Annotated in this window: 13 protein-coding genes and 1 pseudogene; 6 read left to right on the top strand and 8 right to left on the bottom strand. The window is 42.1% G+C overall.

Going from position 1 to position 21,061, the window contains the following annotated elements; translation table 11 throughout:
• Positions 1 to 95: 95 nt before the first annotated feature.
• Positions 96 to 3,248 carry a PAS domain S-box protein gene (locus tag P5683_RS05000; RefSeq protein WP_048895061.1) on the bottom strand — a complete coding sequence of 1,051 codons (3,153 nt, stop codon included), beginning with the start codon at positions 3,246 to 3,248 and terminating at the stop codon, positions 96 to 98.
• 361 nt (positions 3,249 to 3,609) lie between these two features.
• On the opposite strand from P5683_RS05000, the gene P5683_RS04995 reads away from it, so the two are divergent.
• Positions 3,610 to 3,924: a hypothetical protein gene (locus tag P5683_RS04995; protein ID WP_046319806.1), complete on the top strand. Its 315-nt coding sequence runs from the start codon at positions 3,610 to 3,612 to the stop codon at positions 3,922 to 3,924.
• Between the two features lie 196 nt (positions 3,925 to 4,120).
• On the opposite strand, the gene P5683_RS04990 is transcribed toward P5683_RS04995, so the two are convergent.
• Together P5683_RS04990 and rnc are read right to left on the bottom strand one after the other, a co-directional pair.
• On the bottom strand, positions 4,121 to 6,358 hold the full coding sequence (locus tag P5683_RS04990) for a tetratricopeptide repeat protein (protein ID WP_315644839.1): 2,238 nt from the start codon (positions 6,356 to 6,358) through the stop codon (positions 4,121 to 4,123).
• Positions 6,359 to 6,417: 59 nt separating this feature from the next.
• Positions 6,418 to 7,605: a ribonuclease III gene (gene rnc / locus P5683_RS04985; protein WP_006669688.1), complete on the bottom strand. Its 1,188-nt coding sequence runs from the start codon at positions 7,603 to 7,605 to the stop codon at positions 6,418 to 6,420.
• A gap of 441 nt (positions 7,606 to 8,046) precedes the next feature.
• Between rnc and P5683_RS04980 the strand changes: the two genes are divergently transcribed.
• The 3 genes from P5683_RS04980 to P5683_RS04970 all read left to right on the top strand — a co-directional run bounded on the left by P5683_RS04980 (position 8,047) and on the right by P5683_RS04970 (position 12,745).
• Positions 8,047 to 8,709, top strand: a complete 663-nt coding sequence (locus P5683_RS04980; RefSeq protein WP_315644842.1) for a VWA domain-containing protein — start codon at positions 8,047 to 8,049, stop codon at positions 8,707 to 8,709.
• Between the two features lie 31 nt (positions 8,710 to 8,740).
• A complete protein-coding gene (locus P5683_RS04975; RefSeq protein ID WP_006625841.1) occupies positions 8,741 to 9,523 on the top strand; it encodes a PP2C family serine/threonine-protein phosphatase in 783 nt (260 codons plus the stop codon).
• 96 nt (positions 9,524 to 9,619) lie between these two features.
• Positions 9,620 to 12,745, top strand: a complete 3,126-nt coding sequence (locus P5683_RS04970) for a diguanylate cyclase (RefSeq protein WP_315639372.1) — start codon at positions 9,620 to 9,622, stop codon at positions 12,743 to 12,745.
• On the opposite strand, the gene P5683_RS04965 is transcribed toward P5683_RS04970, so the two are convergent.
• From P5683_RS04965 to hetZ, 3 genes are all read right to left on the bottom strand, one after another.
• A complete protein-coding gene (locus tag P5683_RS04965; protein WP_315644840.1) occupies positions 12,746 to 15,085 on the bottom strand; it encodes a DUF3488 and DUF4129 domain-containing transglutaminase family protein in 2,340 nt (779 codons plus the stop codon). It abuts the gene before it with no gap.
• A gap of 75 nt (positions 15,086 to 15,160) precedes the next feature.
• A complete protein-coding gene (locus P5683_RS04960) occupies positions 15,161 to 16,180 on the bottom strand; it encodes a hypothetical protein (RefSeq protein ID WP_006669685.1) in 1,020 nt (339 codons plus the stop codon).
• Positions 16,173 to 17,333: a heterocyst differentiation protein HetZ gene (gene hetZ, locus P5683_RS04955; protein ID WP_006625845.1), complete on the bottom strand. Its 1,161-nt coding sequence runs from the start codon at positions 17,331 to 17,333 to the stop codon at positions 16,173 to 16,175. The genes P5683_RS04960 and hetZ overlap by 8 nt, the downstream gene beginning before the upstream one ends.
• Positions 17,334 to 17,525: 192 nt before the next feature.
• Between hetZ and P5683_RS04950 the strand changes: the two genes are divergently transcribed.
• The gene (locus P5683_RS04950; protein WP_006625846.1) at positions 17,526 to 18,014 is read left to right on the top strand and encodes a hypothetical protein; all 489 of its coding nucleotides are present in this window, start codon (positions 17,526 to 17,528) and stop codon (positions 18,012 to 18,014) included.
• A gap of 263 nt (positions 18,015 to 18,277) precedes the next feature.
• Entirely contained in the window at positions 18,278 to 19,720 is a 1,443-nt protein-coding gene (locus tag P5683_RS04945; RefSeq protein WP_006625847.1) for a CHASE3 domain-containing protein, read from the top strand.
• Positions 19,721 to 19,812: 92 nt separating this feature from the next.
• Here P5683_RS04945 and sds read toward each other — a convergent pair whose 3' ends face one another.
• Positions 19,813 to 20,784: a solanesyl diphosphate synthase gene (gene sds / locus P5683_RS04940; protein WP_006625848.1), complete on the bottom strand. Its 972-nt coding sequence runs from the start codon at positions 20,782 to 20,784 to the stop codon at positions 19,813 to 19,815.
• A 92-nt stretch (positions 20,785 to 20,876) separates the two neighbouring features.
• Positions 20,877 to 21,061: pseudogene (locus P5683_RS04935) on the bottom strand (hypothetical protein); the annotation flags it as partial.

Below are 21,061 nucleotides of genomic sequence, written 5' to 3'. Positions count from 1 at the left end.
GTATTGCACCTAGTTGGTTTGGTATGCTGAAAATTATCGTAATTATACAAAATTGATCACCATTATTGATGTTCTCATATAACAACTTAATAATTTCAATATCTTTGTCTATAGGACAATTCCGAGAAAATCAGTTTAAATGCTGTTCCCTCGGTTACGTCCAATAGTTCTAAGTTTCCTTCTATCTGCTCAGTCAGGGTCCAGATCAACTCCATTCCTAGGGATTCCACATTGCGAATATCTAGTCCTTCTGGAATACCGACCCCATTATCCCGGATAATCAAAGTAATAATACCAAGATCATCTTGATGAAGTTCTAACCCAAGTTTACCAGGACGTTCATCGACAAAGGCGTGTTTAAAAGCATTAGATATCAGCTCATTGACAATTAAACTACAAGGGTTAGCTGTTTCCAGGTTAAGTTCAACGGATTCTATATCTAATTCTAAGTCAACTGTGTGAGCTTCTGTCCCGTAAGAGTCAAATAGTTGCTCAACTAAATCATTGAGATAGTCGCCAAAGTTAATCCTATCCAGACCTGTTGACTTATATAGTTTTTCGTGAATCAGAGCCATAGATTGAATGCGTTGTTGGCTATCTGACAAAAGTTTGATTACTTCTGGGTTGTCCGTGTAATCCGATTGAAACTCTAATAAATTGGAAACTACCAGCAAGTTATTTTTCACTCGGTGGTGAATTTCTTTCAGCAAAATTTCTTTTTCTTTAAGGGAGTTCATTAATTGTTCTTCAGCGTGTTGGCGTTCGATCGCCGTTGCTAAAACATTAGCTACACTTTGCAGAAAGTGTACATCCTCCTGCACAAATTCTCTAGTTTCGGTCGTATAAACCCCCAAAATGCCATAATAGGAATTTTGGCTTTCAATGGGAATACTGATCCCATTAATATGGGGAAACTGATAAATATTTGACGACGGTTCTATTCCTAGGTTAAGGTGGTGGCTAGGAGAGGGTGTAGTTGATGATGATTCAGGTAAAATAAATGAGTAAACCTGGTGATATTTGTCAGTTTTTAAGCGATGATTATGGGTGTGTTGATGGTTAGCGATCGCCACCGTCAGGCGATCGGGTTCAGACACCCGTATTTCTAATAACTTACAATAATCCACCTGTAAACATCGACCCACCATCCCGACAATATCCTGAATTAATATTTCCGAGTCAATACCCAAGAGAGCTTTTTGTCCAACTTCAGCTACCATAGCCTGCTGATAAGCCTTAGTCGCAATTTCCGCCTCAATTTTTTGTCGCTCCGCAATTTCAACTCGCAACTTTTCGTTAGTTTCTTGTAGTTGAGATGTTCGCTGTTCCACCAGCATTTCTAAGTCTTGGTTCAATTCTTGCAGAGATTTTTCAGCGGATTTTAGTTCACTAATATCAGTGAGAGTTCCCACAAAACCAACTATTTCATCATCATCATTTAGCTCAGGAACAGCTTGGGAAAAAACCCAAACCACCTGGCCTTCACCATGACAAAAACGATATTCTAACTGAAACATTTGATGATTATTAACGCATTTATTCCATTCATTAATTACCCGCTCTCGGTCATCAGGATGAAGCCTTTTAGTCCAACCATGCCCAAACATTTCCATGACTGAACAGCCAACCAAATCACATCCACGCTCATTGATATAGACAAATTTACCTTCAGCATCAGTCCGAAATATCCCCACCGGAGAAATATCTGTAAGAGTCGCATAGCGAGCCTCACTTTCCCGCAAAGCCTCCTCAACCTGACAACGTTCAATTTCTAATAACTCCCGTTCCGTCACATCTTGAACTAATGACAAAATCGATATAACCTGATGGGACTCATCCCGTAATACTAAGTTATACCATTCACAGTAGATTACTCTCCCGTCTTTGGTATAGTTACGATTCTTACAAATATTTTTATTGGTTTTGTCTCCGAGTAAATCACCGATAACTGTTTCTACTAATTGTAGGTCTTCTTCAAAAACAATTGGCCATTCTCCCCAATGAATACCTATGATTTCTTCAGCCTTCCACCCAAAGATTTTTTCCGCTTGCTTTCCCCAATATTGTACCTTAAATTCTGGGTCCCATTCAATCACAGCTAGAGGAGAATTTTCCACGTGCGATCGCATTTTATTATGAGCTTTTAATAACTCTTTTTTTGACTGTTGTTGTTCCTCCAAGTACCTGGTAAGCATTTGATTAGTTTTTTGCAGTTCAAGGGTACGTTCTTGTACCCGTTGTTCCAATTCCGCCGTCAGACTTTTTAAAGCTGATTCAGCTCGCTTATTTTCAGTAATATCACGAGCAACCCAAGCTACAGATTCCGAGGAAATGGGGGAGATATTTGCCGAAAACCACAAGCAATCACCTTCCACATTCAGATGATATTCAAAATTTATAATTCTCCCCGTTTGCAAACATTGATTAACTTTTTCTCTAAAAATATTGTCCGGGTAATCAGGAGAAAATAGCTGCCGAGTTTGGTTAATTATTGGAGATGTATTACCCTCGTATTTTGTACCTAGGTATTCATGATTATTTTGCCGGGACTTGCGGGGAGTCTGAATCGAATTGGTGCGAGTATTAATAATCAGGATAATATCAGTCAAAGCATCAAAAAATGTCAGAAGATTCGGTTCACCAGTTCGCAATTTTTGTTCAATCATGCGGATGATACCCCGTTGACTGATTTCCCCCTGTAGTTGGGCATTGGTATTTTGTAATTTAGCCTTAAATTGTGCCAGTTGCTGTTGCAGCTTAGTGGGGCTAATTCTACTGAGAATATCATGGTTAGGATGGGAATCAACAAGTTTTTCTATCACCCGATACTCAGGAATTATTCCAGTTAAATAATCTTTCTCATCTAGAACTGGGATATAGTGAATTTTATGGGTTTTTAATTTTTGAATAATTGCATAAATGTCCAGCTCATCTGCTTCTCGCCAGACCACAGGGGGTTGTCTCATCACTTCAGACACAACCAAGTCCCCCGGATTTTCCCCCGCACCAATTAGCTGCACCACGTCCCTTTCCGTCCACATACCCACCAATTTCCCATCTTCCACCACCAGTACACAACTGTTAGGGGGGAAGTTTTCTGTTCCCCACTGGTCTGAGGGCTCCTGACTCATTAAAGCCATGACCTCCATGAGGGAGGTATTAGGAACAACCGTTAGGGGGTCTCTATGGATGATGTCGTTTAAAGTTGGACTGGACATAAGCCAAGGGTTAATCGTGGGTGTAGACATTGATTCCCCTACTCTCCTTGATCAGATATTAGGATTAATAACATAACAACTTATCACAGTTTCAGCGGTTCCGATCAAGTCAAAGCCATTGACAATCAACAGTTGAACCTGTTAGTTAAGTTATATAGAGTATCTTGTGACTGATTTTTATGATTAATTAACCATTGGGATAATTGATAGCTTAATCAAATTTATGATAGTAGAATCAACAACCTTTCATCGAAGGGGGATGAGCAATTTTTCTGATTTTGATAGATTTTGAGCCTCCCTTAATTTGTTGGTAAATCTTGATTTTTCCTAGAGACTTTTTAGCAAAGTTAAGTTATGCTCAAACTACAAACAAACTTGAGCAATAGGTTTCATGAAAACCAAATCTTGGTCTTTAATGGCAGGTATAGCTGTGACCGCATTTTCTTGGGGAATTGTCCCAGCTTGGGCGGAAAATTGGATTTTTATGGGTGAGGCTGCCACCGGGGAAGATGTATATGTAGATGCTGATAGTATTTCACGGAACCGGGAAGGGCTGAGATTTATTTATAGCATTGGTGAAGAAACCATCTATGCAATAGCTTACTGTGACTCACGCACCTGGTATGTCAGCGGTTACGATGAAGTATATTCCCCAAACAGTCACGCCACATCTAATATGATTGATTATGTCTGTTCCCAGGAATAACCAGTCTCAGTAATCTTTTAACCACAATTTAACTATCCATGGGGAGTCAATAAACCGGAGATTTATTACTGCGGGTATAGTACCAAAGTATAACCCTTGGAAATCCTCAAATATGGATTATATAAAGGCTATCAATTGAGTAACTGGTGAAATGGGCGGGATGTCCGTTGCTGTATATGCCGCCCTATTTTTAAGATTAAGCTAAACCAGCGGCTTGAATTGTCTGCATAAGCCTGTCGATATTGATGACAATATTAATATTTTTGCCGATAAGTTTCGGTTCATTTTCCGGCAAATTATCTCCTAATATAGGATAATATTCCAGTTCACAAATACCACTCAATAATCGATAAATTGACGGACAATAATCTGGGGATAAGATTTCAATAACTGTAGTACCAGTTTGACAGAAAGCTAAATTAGTTAGTCCCGCACCGTGGGGACTAATAATCACTTCGGAAGTAGCGAAAAGTTCCGCTTGTTGTTCAAGAGTCATTGATTCTAATTGTACTGGTTTAATATTAAACTGTGTTAGGCATTCTATCACCTGGGAATTATTCAAGACCTGGCGAGATTGTGCTAAGGTGCGATCTATATAAATTCGCTGTTTAGTATCCCCCAGACTCGGACAAAAAGTGTGTTTGAGAAAATCACAATTCCACTGGCTAATTTGTAAGCCTCGGTGGGATGAAAGGTTAGGAGTTGGGATAATTATTTGCGCGGCTTTCAGATGATTGATATCTTTATTGCTGATGATTTTTTCGGGTGGAATTTTGAGGGTCTCTAAAGCCTGTTTCTGGTAAGGTGTCTCCCAAGCATTTACCACAAATTTATCAATTGAGTTCAGGTCAATTCCCGCAGCTTCTAATAAATGAAAACGGGCGATAATATCTAACATCCAGTGAAAATATCCCGCCCCAAAACGCACGGATAAAAAGGCAACCACACCATCAATTTCATGGGGTGGCGGTAGGTGTTCGGATACGGCGACAAACTCCGCCCCACCACTAGCTAAATCAGTGACTAATTTGCCATCATCTGTGAAAACTGCACTGGTCGCCATATCTCCCCACACGCGCCCATTTTCGACAATAGCCACGCCGAAATCTCCGGTTGATATCTGACAGGTTGTAAATGTTTCGGGAAGGTTGGTAATTAAAATATTAGCGGGTTTAATCTCAATAGTCTTAGCTGGGTATATGAGGATATATTGAACACTAGGATGGGTTGGGCTGGTTGTGGTTTTTTCTGATAAATTAGGCAATATTTCTCGGATAAATTTTGATGATAATTTTTTGAAGTTTAGGGCATTATTGGCATCCTCAATTAAACCTCTATGGGCTAATATTTGGGCAAAATGATGATAGGCTTTGAGCAAGTCTGGCTTCCGTTTTAATCCCTCTATACATAGGTCTTGTAATTCTTGCCAACGTTGCTTTTCGGTTAACAGTTGTGCGAGAATCTCATAAAGCCATATTAACTCTGGTTTCAGTTCGATCGCTTTTTGATAAGCCGCGATCGCCTCATCAATATGACCTGCTAATTTCAGTGCGTGACCTAATTTTTGATGTAACCAAGAAAGTTGAGGATTGAGTGTAATGGCTTGGCGATAATTAGCGATCGCTTCTTCAATTTCTCCCGTTTCTAGTAAGCTATCTCCTAAACTCATATACAGCCAATCTACATCAGGTTTTAAAGCGATCGCCTGACCACAGACCGGAATTAATTCCGACCATTTTTCCTGAGTTTTCAAAACTTGGGCTAGTCCATAATAATAGTAAAACTGGTTCGGGTTAATTTCGATAGCCTTTTGATAGCATTTCACCGCCTCTTCCCACCTTTCCTGTTGTTTAAAAATTCCCCCTAAATGATGATAAAATACATCCGATTGATTAGGATAATTGACAATTGCTTTTTGATAAATAGCGATCGCCTTTTCTAATTGCTGTTGCTGTTGTAACTGATTCCCCAAATTCAGATAATCTTGAAAACTCACCGGGTCAGCACTTAACAAAATAGCTTTACACCAATATTCTGTAGCCTTTTCCGGCTGACCACATTGGGTAAACACCTTAGCCAAATTACGATAGAACCCCGCCATATTAGGGCGAATTTCCAGAGCCTTTTCATAGGCATTTATCGCCTCATTCCAGCGTTTATTTTGGGCGTAAAGACTTCCTAAATTAGCATAAACTTCCGCAAAATTAGGCGCGATTTTCAAAGCACTATGATAACAAGACTCCGCCGCCAGAAAATCCCCTTGTAACTGTCTTATCGTCCCCAAAGTTTTATAAGACAACGCAAAATTAGGGTCGATTTTTAACGCTTGTTCACAACAGTTAATCGACTCCCCCCAATTTCTTTCATTTAAATAGGAAACCGCTTTTTCATTGAGTCGGATAACTTCCGGTTGCACATTTTCATAATTTGACATTTTACAGTCACTCCCATTTAATCAAAATTTAACCTTGTCCATCTGTGCAAATACCACTATTATAAACCCAGTTTATGGATTTTAGCCAGAGCCTTTTCAGCCGCCTTTTTACTAGCCTCTTTTTTACTGGAACCTTTACCCTCTCCATAAACCTTACCCTGAACCATAACCTGGACAGTGAACTGTTTTTTGTGGTCGGCTCCTTCCTCCTTAATTGTTTCATATTCTGGTGTAATTGGACCTATATTTTTTTGCACCCATTCCTGTAATCTATTTTTCGAGTCCGCCGCCACTTTCCCCGAATTACCTTGAGAAAGCGAAGTAATTTCAGCTATCACCGAATCGAACAAAGGTTGTAGAAATTCCTGTACTTTCTTCATCCCAGAATCCAAAAAATAAGCCCCAATCATCGCCTCAAACGTATTGCTTAATAAGGAAGGATTTAGCGCCGCCCCTTTCCCTAATCTGATATATTGTTGTAGGGCTAATTTTTCCGCAAACTTAGCCAACTGCTTATTTTCCACCAAAGCCGATCGCAACTTAGTTAAATCACCTTCATTCCTGACACTTTTATACTTATTATAAAGATACTCCCCCGATATAAAATTTAACACCGAATCCCCCAAAAACTCCAACAATTCATTATCCCGCTTAACTTCCTTCGGGTGTTCATATAGATAGGAACTGTGAGTTAAGGCGTGATTGAGTAAATCCACATTTTGAAAAGGTATTTTTTTCAGCAATTTCGATAATTCTCGCCGCAGTTTTTTTTCTCGGTCAGGATCCATATTTTGGTCTTCGATAATTTTACTTAACATAATCTCCTGATGTTGTTTTAATTGATTAATTATGGAGTTTTCAGCCTGAAAAGCCGTCAACAGCAGCACCATGTTATCTATAGCACGTTCCGTATATCGGTGAGAAAATTCATTCCCATGAGCCCAGTTATTCCTAAGTTGAATTAACTCAAATATTATCCCCCTATGTTGATTATCCACATTTTCATTGTTTTTAAAAATACTATCCCATTTATTCGATATAACTTGCAGTAATGCTCCGATATCTTGAGATAGCCTCTCCTCCAATTCTCGCTTTTTCATGTTTTTGTATTTGGTGATATATTTTTGAGCTTCCTCCTGCCATTGGTCTGAATATTTGTTTGTCATTTCCTGTTTAAACGGAGGATATAAGCCCTCAGCTAATAACTCTAAAGCGTCCCCAATTCTTTCTTTATTGCTAATCATCATTTGCTATCTAATAATTAATTAGCGACTATTATAGCTAATCTTCCTAAACAGACTATTGATATAGCTGGCTATTCATAATTTCTGATAATCTACAATCCCCAAGGTATTGGATTTTCAAAAGACTGTTAAGAATTATTACAGATTTATGGAAAATTGCTCGCAAAAAGTTGACGAGATTCTGGGGGTTATGATACCATCAAATAAATCTCACCCAAGGGATTACTCTGTCCTTATGCAAAAATAGAGCCTACAACCCCGATTATATCGCGATTAACATTATTTTCTCACGAAAATATTAAACTGGCGATGCACGAGTTTTCTGGCCAAAAGCGATCGCCTTTTTTATGCCTATTGACAAAAACGCCACTTTGTGGATTCTTAATTGTTGATAATTGACTGATATCCTAGGTGATGTGGATGGTCAGAGTCAAAAATCAAAATATGAGACTTGAGGAAGCGGTTGAATTTGCCGAAAACCCGGAACCCCGGTGTCCCTGTGTGTTATTGCTAGACACATCAGCATCTATGCAGGGAGAACCCCTAGATGGTCTCAATGCAGGATTAATGACTTTTAGGGAGAACCTAATCAAAGACGAACTCGCGAAAAAACGGGTCGAGATCGCCATCATCACCTTTGATAACCAGGTAAAAATCATCCAGGATTTTGTCACAGCCGATCGCTTTGAACCCCCCCTGTTAAACGCCCAGGGTCAAACCTATATGGGAACAGCCATAGGGGAGGCTTTAGACATGATTGCCAGTCGCAAAGCCGAGTATCGCAATAATGGGATTACCTACTATCGTCCTTGGGTGTTCATGATTACCGACGGCGAACCCCAGGGAGAAAGCGATCGCATCACAGAACAGGCCATTAAACGCATTCGAGACGAGGAAGCCAACAAACAGGTCGCATTCTTTGCGGTAGGCGTAGAAGGGGCGAATATGGAGCGCTTAGGAGAGATTGCTCAACGAACCCCCCTGAAACTGAAAGGGTTAGATTTTCGGGAAATGTTCATTTGGCTATCCGCCAGTATGCAAACAGTTTCTCACTCCAAAGTTGACGAACAGGTAGCCCTACCACCGCCAGGATGGGGAACTGTCTAGCCAAAAACTCATGCGATCGCAGACTTTTACCATGAACCCAAATTCTGCCTACTGGCAAATTATCTCAGCTTCCGTGGCGGGAACCAGTCACGAAAAGCAAGCCATTCCCTGTCAAGATGCTCATATCTATCGGGAGATTGACCCCCATCAATTTATTGTCGCTGTAGCCGATGGTGCGGGTTCAGCTTCCCTTGCTGATGTGGGAGCCCAACTAGCAGTTAAAACCGCCACCCAATTAATCGAAGAGTATCTATCCTCCGTCGATGACACCGCCGCCGTGGACTGGAACAGTCAATTGTTAGCTGTTGTTAGCCAAACCAAACAGGCGATCGAAGCCGAAGCCGACCACAGGGATATATTGGCGCGGGAACTAGCAACGACATTAATTTTAGGGGTGATTACCGCTTCCACCATTGCTGTAGTTCAGATAGGTGATGGCGCGGTGGTAGTTGAAGATCAACAGGGAACTTTGATGGCTTTAACTATTCCCGCCAGTGGAGAATATTTAAACGAAACCACCTTTCTGGTTTCCCCGAATGCGTTAGAATCTGCTCAAATTCAGGTATGGTCTGGAATGCCTAAGTATTTGGCTATATTTTCCGATGGTTTACAAATGTTGGGATTAAAAATGCCTGAAGGAAAACCGCACGCTCCGTTTTTTTCTCCTTTATTTCAATTTGTGGAAACTATCTGCGATCGCACAGAAGCCGAACAACAGTTAATTTCATTTTTGCGATCGCCTAGGGTAAATCAGCGCACCGATGATGATTTAACCCTGATTTTAGCTGCCAAAAAGCCAACATCATCCCAATAAACGCCATTACAATATGTACAGCCGTAACTCTCTACGGGAACCCCAAGGGCTATAATATACCAAATATAGACTCTTATTATATGGGGGTCAGCGGTCTTGTCACATTTACATCGATGGTTACAGTCCATTAAGAGGCGATTTAAATACTGCTGGTTAGCTTTATTCATTGGTGCGATCGCCACTCTCGCCGTGCTGCTGATTTGGCACAAACTCTACATCCGAGAGCAACGGCATTTTGCACAACTGGTGCAACAACAAGCCAACAGTATCCAGTCTATCCTCAATCGAGAGTTATCCAGCCACATTGTATCCCTAAATCGTATCGCCAAGCGTTGGGAACTCAGTAATGGCACTTCCCGAGAATTTTGGGAAGCTGATGTCAGCAACTATTTAGATGATACTCATGGCTATCAAGCCATACTCTGGGTAGATCCATCTTTTATCGTCCGTTGGATAGTTCCTTTAGAGGGAAACGAACAAGTCCAGGATATGGATTGGACACAAGAACCCCGTCGCCGAATTAGTTTACAAGTAGCCAGAGACCTCAATCAGATTATCCTGAGTAAACATATTTCATTAGTTCAGGGTGGCGAGGGATTTCTAGTAATTATTCCTTTGTTTGTGAATGAGCGCCATGATGGGTTTATTGTGGGAGTCTTTGAATTTACATCTTTCTTTGATGGGATTTTGCCCATATCTCCCTTGTATACGATTCAAATATATGACCGTGGGGATTTAGTTTATAGCAATGGTGATTTCTCAGAATCTCCCTTTCAAAAAACCTCAATTGTCCGCGCCTATGGAGCCGATTGGACAGTCCAAATTTCTCCGCAACCTGCTTGGATTGAAGAGGAAAAATCTCCCCTTCCTACCCTGGTTTTATCAGCAGGTTTAATCATAGTTGGGACTATGGCACTCACCGTCTATTTAGGTCAATATGCTTGGCGTTATGCTGGCAAAACCCAAAAAATTAACCAGCAACTGCAAAATGAAATCATCCACAGACAGCAAATAGAAGCCATCCTCCTAGACTCCCAAAGACAATATCAAACCCTCATCGAAAATTCCCCGGATATTATTCAACGCTTTGATACCAGTTTTAAACATATTTATGTCAGTCCCATTTTAAGCCAATTAACCGAAATTCCTCTACAGACTTGGATTGGCAAAACTTGCCGGGATTTGCCATTTTCGGCAGCCATGGCTGAGAATTGGGAGGCGGCGGCGAATCGGTTATTAACAACTGGTGAAAAACAGATTATTGAATTTGAAGCTGAGACAGTTAATGGTTGGCGCTATTTTGAAATGGCGATCGTCCCAGAAATTAACCAAGGCAAAAATCTTACATCTATCCTTTGTATTTCCAGAGATGTAACTGACCGTAAACAAGCCGAAACCTCCCTAAAACTTAGTCAAGCCAAGTTTGAAGCATTGGTAACTAATATGCCGGGAATGGTCTATAGTTACTGTCCAAACAACTCCCAAAATCTGCCTGATTTTAAATTTGTGAGTCATCACTGCTTTGATATCTTTGAATTAGAAGCTAATACTATTCTGGCAGACATCAATTCTCTGATTAACTTAATCCACCCAGATGATTTACCGTCTTTGCGTGAATCAATGCAACAATCTTTGCAGGAATTTTTACCCTGGTATTGGCAAGGTCGGGTTATTACTAATTCGGGAAAAATGAAGTGGGTAGAATGTAATGCTCAACCCCAATCAACCCCAGAAGGTAATATTTGGCATGGCATTGTTTTTGATATTACTGCACGCAAAAAATATGAAGAAAATCTGCGGCGTTTCCAGGGTATTGTTGCCACGACTGCGGAAGCGATCGCCTTAATTAATCGGGATTATATTTACCAAATTGTTAATCAAACCTACGCCAATTTAACCGGAAAATCCGAGGATTTTATTATTGGCAATATCATAGAAAATGTATTAGGTAAACAGATTTTTAATGAAATAGTTAAGCCTCTATTTGATAGATGTCTAGCCGGAGAAATAGTCCGCTATGAAGCCTGGTTAAGTTTTCCGGGAGAACCCAGGTTTATCGGAGCCACCTATTCCCCGATTTTGCAACCTGATGGCACAGTAAATGAAGTGATTGTCACTGTCCGAGATTTAACCTCATTAAAACAGGCAGAACTTGCCATTCAACAACAATCTGAGAGACAGGATATCTTATCAAAAGTCACCAATAGAATCAGGCGATCGCTCCATGTTCAGGATATCCTTAATACCACCGTTGTCGAAGTCTCCAAATTTCTGGGAAATGACATAGTTTTAGTTTGCAAATTCCAGTTAAATTGGAGTTATGAAATCATCGCTCATTCTAGGGAACTATCTAGGGACTCTGACCTACTTTTTTGTGCAATAGATCCGGTCATGACTATCAAAATTGACCAAATAATTTTGGAAATTGCCCAATCTTGTCGCACCGGAAAAATTAATGCTTCTGTGGAAAGGTGGCAAAAATTTCAAGGACCGACTCATTTAATCTTCCCCATTTGGTTAGAAGCCGAGCAACTTTGGGGACTACTTATCGCTTATTTTTCCTCAGAAGATAACAACTATAAACCCGCAGAAATCGATATGCTGAAACAACTAACAGAACAGTTAGCGATCGCCATTCAACAAGGCGAACTATATCATCAGCTTCAGATAGCCCATGAGGAACTCGAGAAAGTCTACAATCTCGATTCTCTGACCGGAATCGCTAACCGCCGCCATTTTGATCATATTTTACAGCAGGAATGGTTACAACTGCAACGGGAAAAACAACCCCTATCAATAATCATGTGTGATATTGATTATTTTAAGTGTTATAATGACACTTATGGACACATTGCCGGGGATAAATGCCTGCAAAGGGTAGCTAATGCCATCAAAAATGCTCTGAAACGACCGAGGGATTTAGTCGCCCGTTATGGTGGCGAAGAATTTGTGATTTTATTACCCAACACACCCATAGAAGGTGGTGTAGAAATTAGCCAACAAATACAGGAAGCTGTGTTCAAGTTAAATATGCAGCCGGGCGCAATTCCTGCTAACTTCCAACGGGTGACTGTGAGTATGGGAATTGCCAGTAAAATTCCCAGCCACAAACAATCACCAACCCAACTTCTTTTTGATGCCGATCGCGCCCTTTACCAAGCCAAAAACAATGGCAGAAACCAATATGTGATCGCGAATTACCCAGAACACAATAGCCACTAACTATCTGCGTCTGTATCGTTGCTGAAATCGCTTAATCCCGGCTTTTTCCAAGTTTTTAACTAACTGTTGCAGTTGAGTTAAATTAGTGTTTCTGCGTCCATATCGCCAATGCACATAAGTTTGACAAACTTCTGATATCGCCTCAGCTTCATCAACAGAACATTGATTAGCGATCGCCTCTGCATACTCCACCGGAGTTTGGGCGGGATGTTTCGGATAACCCCGTTGGGCTAATAATGCCAACAGTTTTTGATATAGTCTTTCTTCCGGGGGTAATTTAGCCAAGCGTCGCCTCTCGCGCCAATTTTTCCATCCATCCCACAGCAACCAACTTAGGAACCCGACACCAGATAAAGTTATCGTCGCCGTAAACAAGCCAACCCACCCCCTAGTAAACAGATCGATAAACCAGCCGACAACCGTATCCAACGCCCCGAAAATAGTCGCCAATATCCTCTGTAAACTATTTGTTACCGGAGAAGGTAGCCATCCCGCCACCCAATTCCAAAAAGCCCTCAGCGCACTAAAAGTCTGATTTTCCTCAATAGAAGGCGGGATTAAATCCATCCCCGGAATGGGATTAAAAGCAAACCAACCATATTCAGGAAAATAAACCTCCGTCATCGCATGAGCATCAGTATTTTTAATCACATATAACCCCGTAAATGGGTTAAACTCACCCGGTTCAAAACCCGCCGTTAGTCGCGCCGGAATGCCAATAGAACGCAACATAATGGTTAACACCGTCGCAAAGTGATCTGGATAACCGCCTCTGATAATTTCTCCCTCTGGACTATCTTTATAGCCAAACAAAAACGCCTCCACCAAATCCTCATCAGGTCTCAAAAAAGGCGGGTCTTCTTGTAGTTTATAAACGGGGCTTTGTTTTAAGTATTGAGCTAAATAAAGGGCTATTTCATAGGGAGATGTTAAGGCTTGTTGCTCAGGGTTGGATTGATTCCGCGCCGCCAAAATCTCCTCGGTTCTTTGTCGCACCCTGTCCCGAATTTCATCAGGAACCTGCAAATAGTAATCACGAATAGCTTGTGTGTAGTCAGTGGAGGCTTGACCCAACTGGGTGCGGTTACGATAGGGGACTCTGGAAATCACCGTATAGGTTAATCCCTCCCGCAACATCAAAGGCGATCGCAAAGTTCCCTCTCGGTCGATCGCAATTTCCTCAGTCGGGAAATACAATTGTTTAGCCTGTTTTAAAGCCGGGATTAAATTAGGTAATTGAATCACCGCCGTATAACTTTGGATCACCTCCCTAGTTCTAGCCTGTGTCGGTGGCGGAAACAGATTAAACTGATAGGACCACCATAAGCGTCGGACAGTTTCTACCTGGTCATTGCGGGAAATTTCCCACCCCTGACCCGTGTACTTATCAAAGCCGATCACCCGAAAAAATCCCCGTGCTTGCGATCGAACCCTCAGCACAACCTGCGGCCTTAAATTTCCCCTAAGATTCTGATTAATCCGAGTGTTAAAACCATAATATTGAACCTCATCTAAAACACCCGCCCCCGACTCCTGATTTTGTCCAATTCCCGACCCCGTGCCATCTCCAGAATCCCCCGTATAACCAGGGTTAAAAATTTGTCTGCCATCAAATTCCCCTCGTGGCATTTGAATAGGGGAACTCATCGGAAAGTTCCGCAGTTGATAGCCAGGAAACCGAGGGAGAAGGGCAAAAATCACCAATCCCAAAGCCACAATAGCCAGAAAGCTAACCCCCAAAAACTTGAAATTCAAGTTAGAAGGAATCCTCAATTTAGGAGAACTAGCCTCCGAGGGGTTCAACTTTTCCAATCCCAACCGGGAACGGTAATCTAAGATTAAAGTTGGCAACGAGAGCGCCAAAAACACCAAAATCACCGGCCCAAAAGTCAAAGTTTGGCTAAGAGTACCAGCCACCCCCATTAAAATCAAGCCAATGACCATTGAATAGCCCAGATCCTTGCGTCGTGGCAGATCAAAGCTATGGAGAACCTGCAAATTAATTAACAGTTGTGCCAAAACAATCCTGGTATCGATCAACTCCAGCACTAGACGACTGAAAAAAACCGCCATTGCTACCAACATACCAATAGCAATACAAAATTTAATTGGCACATTACGATGACGACGACGAAACCAACTCCAGGTCGCCCCCACCAAACTGACAGGGATCGCCCATAGATTTAGTGGCTCCTCGATCGCCACATCAGTAGCAATAATGCCCACAACCACCAATAACTGCACGAAAATGCGGAGCAGAAGTGAGTCCTCTGGCTCAGGTTGAGGTATTGCTTCGATCCGTCGCCACAATTGACTGAAGATAGGGATATCGGCTGTCATGGATTTGAAAATCTGCTAGTCACTCTCAGATTACTGTAACCCATATTTCTGAAAATCAGCTTCACCTATCAAAATTTAACTCATCATCCGAGGGTAAATGGCAAAACAGAGGGGATTTTGTTCGCAGTCATAAAACAACACATTGAGTCGATAGATATGATTAGGCTCTGGATCTACCAGCTCCATGGTCACATATCCAGCCTCGGTGCGTCTAGCCGTGATTTCGCCATGATTTCCCTTCAATTGCAGACATCCACCGGCAGGTAATTTAGCCAAAATCATTAAGCAATTGCCATAATCGCGGGTCTGATATTGGGCTTGTACTGTTAACAGCCCTAAGCTAGTTTGCCACTCCTGAAGCCCTACCGACTTATTCAAAAAACAAGTTATCGTCAGCGTATCGAGGATTTCTCGCGCCGCCAGTAGCAACAAAACCATTTGCTGTTGTTGATTAGCCGTCTCATAGGGGGGGAGTTGTAGCTTGTTCAATTCAGGATCGCGAACTTCCCCTAAAACCAGCCTACCTGCCCATTCATTAAGCAAATCAGAGGCTTGTGGGAAAAAACTTTCCACCGCTTCCACCAGTTTCGCGCCTTGTTGTAGGGTTGAATGCAAAACCTTCTGACACGGAGTCAGAAGATCAGCAAAAACCGTTTCTGGTAGAAAAGTAGACCATTTCAGGTTTTCCCTTTGAGCATTCCACCAAGAAGGATTGGGAACAGTCGGATCGCTAATCACGTCTGGGTAAATAGCATCAGCGCCGAGTTCAGTTTCCCAAGGGAATAGCGGTGGTTTTTCTTGGATCTCAATTCTTAACCTGTTTTTTAACAGGCTTTCAAATCTGTCTTTCACGGTTGGTATCTCTCCCAGTTTAATTGGTTCGTCGTTGGGGTAGAAAACGTCAATCTCTTCATAGTCCAGTAGATCGGCTTCTGACCACCCTGGTTCTTCGACCCTAGAACTATTTGCTAATTGATCTGCTGAGGTAGCAGGTTCACCAGCAGCAGAGGAAGCAGTCTCAAGGGGTTGTGATTCAGACCCCTCGAAAAACTGGCACTCGGAGAGTTGACGATCTGGATTTATTTCGTTATTCATCAGTAGATGCACTAGCTCCGGACACTGAACGATTTCTAAGATCCCAGGCTAATTCCAAAACTTTAAACCACCGCTTTTGTACTTGAGTCGCCTTGCAACCTAGATTTTCGGCGATCGCATGATCAGATAGCCCCTTTTGCTTTAACCTTAGCAAATCCTTTTGATCTTGGCTAAGTTGACTCTGGAAATCCTCCCACTGGTGGGGGAGTAAACCCAAATTGCGATCTAAATCCGCTTCTAACCACTGATGCACCAATTCCCAACGATGACTCAAAGCAAATCGCAACAAATGATATTTAAATCGCTGTTGAAGATAATCCCGTTGGCGAGGGGTTAGCCCCAAAATCGCCTCTATCTCTCGAGTTGGCAAATCTTGCATTCGCAAGGTGAAATAATCGGCACAGTCTTTTTGATTGTGTTCCTCAAGATATTCGATTAACTCTTCCACAACCGTTTGGCGTAGGGATTCTAGTTCTGGTTCGTTGGACTCAGCCACCATGGCGGCTCGCACCTCTTGTACAGATGAGTCGTTCCAGGTTTGATCAGAATCCTGTATCCCACCTTCTGCGGCTTGATCAAGATCCACAAACGCTTCTCTGGGTTGTTGTTGAGAAAATGTCTGCGATCGTAGAATGATTAATTGTTGACTACGACCTCGGGCGAGAGGAATACGCCGTTTTCCATATCGTTCCGTAAAGGCTAGATATTCCGCTAGTTCCAGTAATGTCTGGGGACGATAATCGGCCGGAATTTGGTTTTCCTTGCGGAAGGCATTTAGTGATTCAACATAAAACCCCTGTAAAAAGTCCCTAATCAGTTCCAATCTAGCGTGATAACTTGATTGAACCTGGCGCGGTGTGATATATCGATAGATAATGGCACTGAGAGTGCTGTGGAGTTCCAACGGTGCCTGCTTTGACCTGAGTTTATAATAGTGAAGACATTGTTGTAAGCGATGCTGTGCGAGTGTCATCGCCCAAGTCTCCACATCCCCCGAGGCTTGGATGCGCTGGCTTTCTGTACAGATCCGAATTGCTTCTTCTGTTAAGCGCCAAGCGATATCCTGACAGTTCTGCTCAGATGCCTGGGTGGCCTGTTTTAGCTCACCGGACAACCGTTGAAAAATTTTATGGCTCTGGCAGATTTCCCCCATGATGATAATTTTAGTAACAATGACCCTAACCTATGCTTTCCAGTAAAGCCTCTGAGTTTCCGGAGGGTTTCCCAACCGGGTTGTGTTTAGTTACGATCACAACACCGGCAATTTTCTAGTCGCCTACCTGATCAATTGGGGTTTTCTCGGTTATCATGTAGCGCGAAAATCAGCACTTACTCAAGTTTAACAATGGATTTCGACCAACAAATTCAAGCCTTGATTGAAAATGCCCCCCAGGATGGTTCTACTCCTGACATTATTAAGGCGATCGCTCCCGGTCTCAAATTACTGGCCGCTCAATTAGCACACCTACAGTATTTTATTTTGACCAGTCTTGACCAAAATTTGGTATTAACTACTCTCGGTAATGTGGATAATCCCGATCTACAAAAGCAAGTTATTTATGCTTTTTCTAGTTTAGATGATGCTTCCGTTCACTCTAGGATAGATCTTTCCACTTCTGTGGTCGCTGTCCCCGTTCCCGTTACCCACATTTTGTTTCAGGCGATCGCTATCCCCCAACTAGATAGTTTTATTTTCTTTGACCAGCCTGGTCATCTTGACGCTGCTACTGAGGTTAAACGCCAAGATGTACAGGATACTATCCAAGTTTACCTACAACAATATCAGTCTCTGCGTCGCTCTAAGTCTCGCCCTATCCCTCCAGATATTGCTTAAATCAGTCCCCTTACCCCCGTACCACTTTCTCCTTCCCTTGACCCTCAAAACTCCGTTTCTTAATGGTTTCTTAATTGTCAAAATCACAGGTATTTTATATAATTATAGTGACTGTTAATTAACCCCCAAAAATTTTCCCTAAATCAGCCCCTTGCATCTGCTATTTCCACCTAGGATTCGGGTGGGGTCAGGCAGCAATTTCCGTTCATCAAAACTGCTCACACGGTCAACTATTTCTCACCAAAATCTGGCAGCTTTGTATTATGAAAATTAATCAAGTAATATATCTAGGATTTAGTGCAATTTTTTTATTAGTCGGCATCAGTACCTTAGTGGAAGAGTGGCAACAAAGAACTCTAGATCAATCCTTTAAGTTGGTAGTTCATACCTACGAAGTTAAGCTGAATTTGCAGGATATTTACAAAAATTTGGTCGATGCAGAAAGCTCTCAAAGGGGATTCATTATTACCAAAGACCAAGGTTTTTTGGAACCCTATTATTCAGCTAATACAAAAATCGAGGGTAATTTAGACACTTTATCTCAATTGCTGCAAGGTAATTCCATACAAACCCAGAGATTAACCAATCTTCAAAACTTAACTAACCAAAAATTGGCGCTACTTGAACAAACCATAAATTCAGTTAGATCCGGAGAATCAGAACAATTTTTAGCCTGGGTTAATTCGGGAATTGGTAAGCAACTTATGGATAATATTCGCAGTGAAATTAATAGGATGATTGAGGAGGAACAAAATTTATTGATTGACCGAAATGAGCGTTATCAAGTATTCGAAAATTTAGCAATAATCATTAATTGGGGTAATTTTTTGCTGGTAATCACCATTGGCTCTATAACTAGCTTTATTGTGATTCGTGTGATTATGAATCCTATTCAACAAGTTACACAGGTTCTGGCTACCTCCTCAGCAGAAATTGCCGTGGCTACTGAACAACAGCAGAGACTAGCCAGCAGTCAAGCTGTTTCCATTAATCAAACTACTAATGCTATTCAACAAATTAGCGAAGGGGCTAAACAATCAGCGGAGGATGCTGATCACGCTTTAGGAAAGGCTCAACAGGTTTTAGACATCAGTGAACATGGCAATCAAGTAGTCCAACAAAACTTGGCAAGTATTGCTGAATTAACTAATAATGTCGAAAATATCTCAGAACAAATTGAGGTTTTGAGACAGCATACGGCGGAAATAAGCACTATATCGAATTTGGTATCTAGTTTAGCTAATCAGACAAATATATTGGCTCTGAATGCCTCTGTTGAAGCTGTGCGTGCGGGAGAAGCCGGTCGCGGATTTGGTTTGGTGGCGCTGGAGGTTCGTAAGTTATCAGACCAAAGCCGAAACTCAGCTAGGGAGATTGATAATTTGGTTGGTCTGATTCAAAATTCCCTGAAATCTACCATTGAAGCTGCACAAAAGGGAACAGAAAACGTTAAGGTGGGTATGAAAATGACGGAAAATACTGCTAATGTATTTGTAGAGGTGGCTGATGGCATTAAAAATGTGGTCGCGAGTAATCAAAAAATTGCTCAAATCTCTGAACAACAGGCGATCGCTATTCAGCAAATTGTCACAGCTACCAATGCTATTAATCATGCAGCAGTGGAAACCGCTAGTGGCATTCAACAAACCCAAGTCGGTACTCAAAACCTGAATCAGGCGGCCCATACTCTCCGGGTTTTGGTATAACCAAAGTCTCCCCAACTGGCAATTTTCACCATGGAAATTGATACCAAATCCCTGATGGGGGAGATGTCGCCACCCCCACCGAACCTAATAAATCAGTATATTCTACTCACCACATAGTCCCCTAATTCCACCAGAGCTTGACGAGACTCCGAAGGGGGTAACTGCTTGATATGTTCTACGGCGACTTGGGCGTGGTGGATGGCGAGTTCTCGGGATTTCTCAATCCCAGAACTTTCTTGAATTAAGGCGATCGCCTGTTCCAAGTCCCCATCTTGAGCAAATTCGCGATCGATCAGAGTTTCCAGAAAAGGCTTTTCTGCCAAAGCAAACAGCGTCGGGGCTGTCAGGTTTCCGCTTTTGAGATCCGAAGCAGCCGGTTTACCTAGAGATTCCGTCGAACCTGTAAAGTCTAAAATATCATCGACAATTTGAAACGCCAAGCCAATATTACGACCATATTTATACAAATCTTCTGCTAGTTCTGCTGACACTCCACTTAACAGACCAGCCGCCTTAGAGCTATTGGCGATTAAAGATGCTGTCTTGTAGTAACTCTTTTCGAGATAGGCTTCAATGGACAAGCTAGTGTCAAATCGATTTAGTCCCTGTTGAATTTCTCCCTCTGCCAGATCCATGATCACCTGTGACAGAAGTTTAACTACCTCTAAGTTATCCAGGTTGGCTAAATACCAGGAGGACTGGGCAAATAGGAAGTCTCCGGCTAAAACCGCCACCCGGTTATTAAACAAACTGTGAACTGTCGGGACACCCCGCCGCAGTTCTGATTCATCCACCACGTCATCATGAACCAAACTAGCAGTATGGATCATTTCTGTGATTTCAGCCAGACGGCGGTGCTTAGGTATGATTTCGTGATCGGGCATGGTTGCCCTAGATATTAGCAGCACGATCGCCGGACGCACCCGTTTTCCCTGTACGCTAAATAAATGCTCTGCTGCTGCATACAGGATCGGGTGACGAGCGCCCACCAGTTGTTTCAGGTTATCGGTTAGCAGTTTTAGGTCTGCTTCAACGGTCGAAAATAGAAGAGTGCGAGAGGTCATGGGTTTGCCAACTCAGGCTGGATGATTAACAAAATTTTACATATTATAGTTCGATTTTAAGCTAAGGCTATCATCTCACCAAACTGATACATTTACGCGACATTTATCCGGCTATTGCCTGACAATGCGACGATAGCACTATTACCCGTTAAGGTAACAGAGGCGGTATCCCGCAAAGCTTTTAGAAAGATTCCAAAAGCACCGTTCCAGTCCCTGGGTAGAGTGAACCCGCACTCCGGACATCGGAACACTTTTGAGCCACCTAGCTGGGAATGCA

Source organism: Limnospira sp. PMC 1279.21 (assembly GCF_032349615.1).
In the GTDB taxonomy this organism is placed as follows: Bacteria; Cyanobacteriota; Cyanobacteriia; order Cyanobacteriales; family Microcoleaceae; genus Limnospira; species Limnospira fusiformis.
The sequence above is the reverse complement of the archived record's forward strand: the minus strand, read 5'-3'. Positions and strand labels throughout refer to the sequence as shown.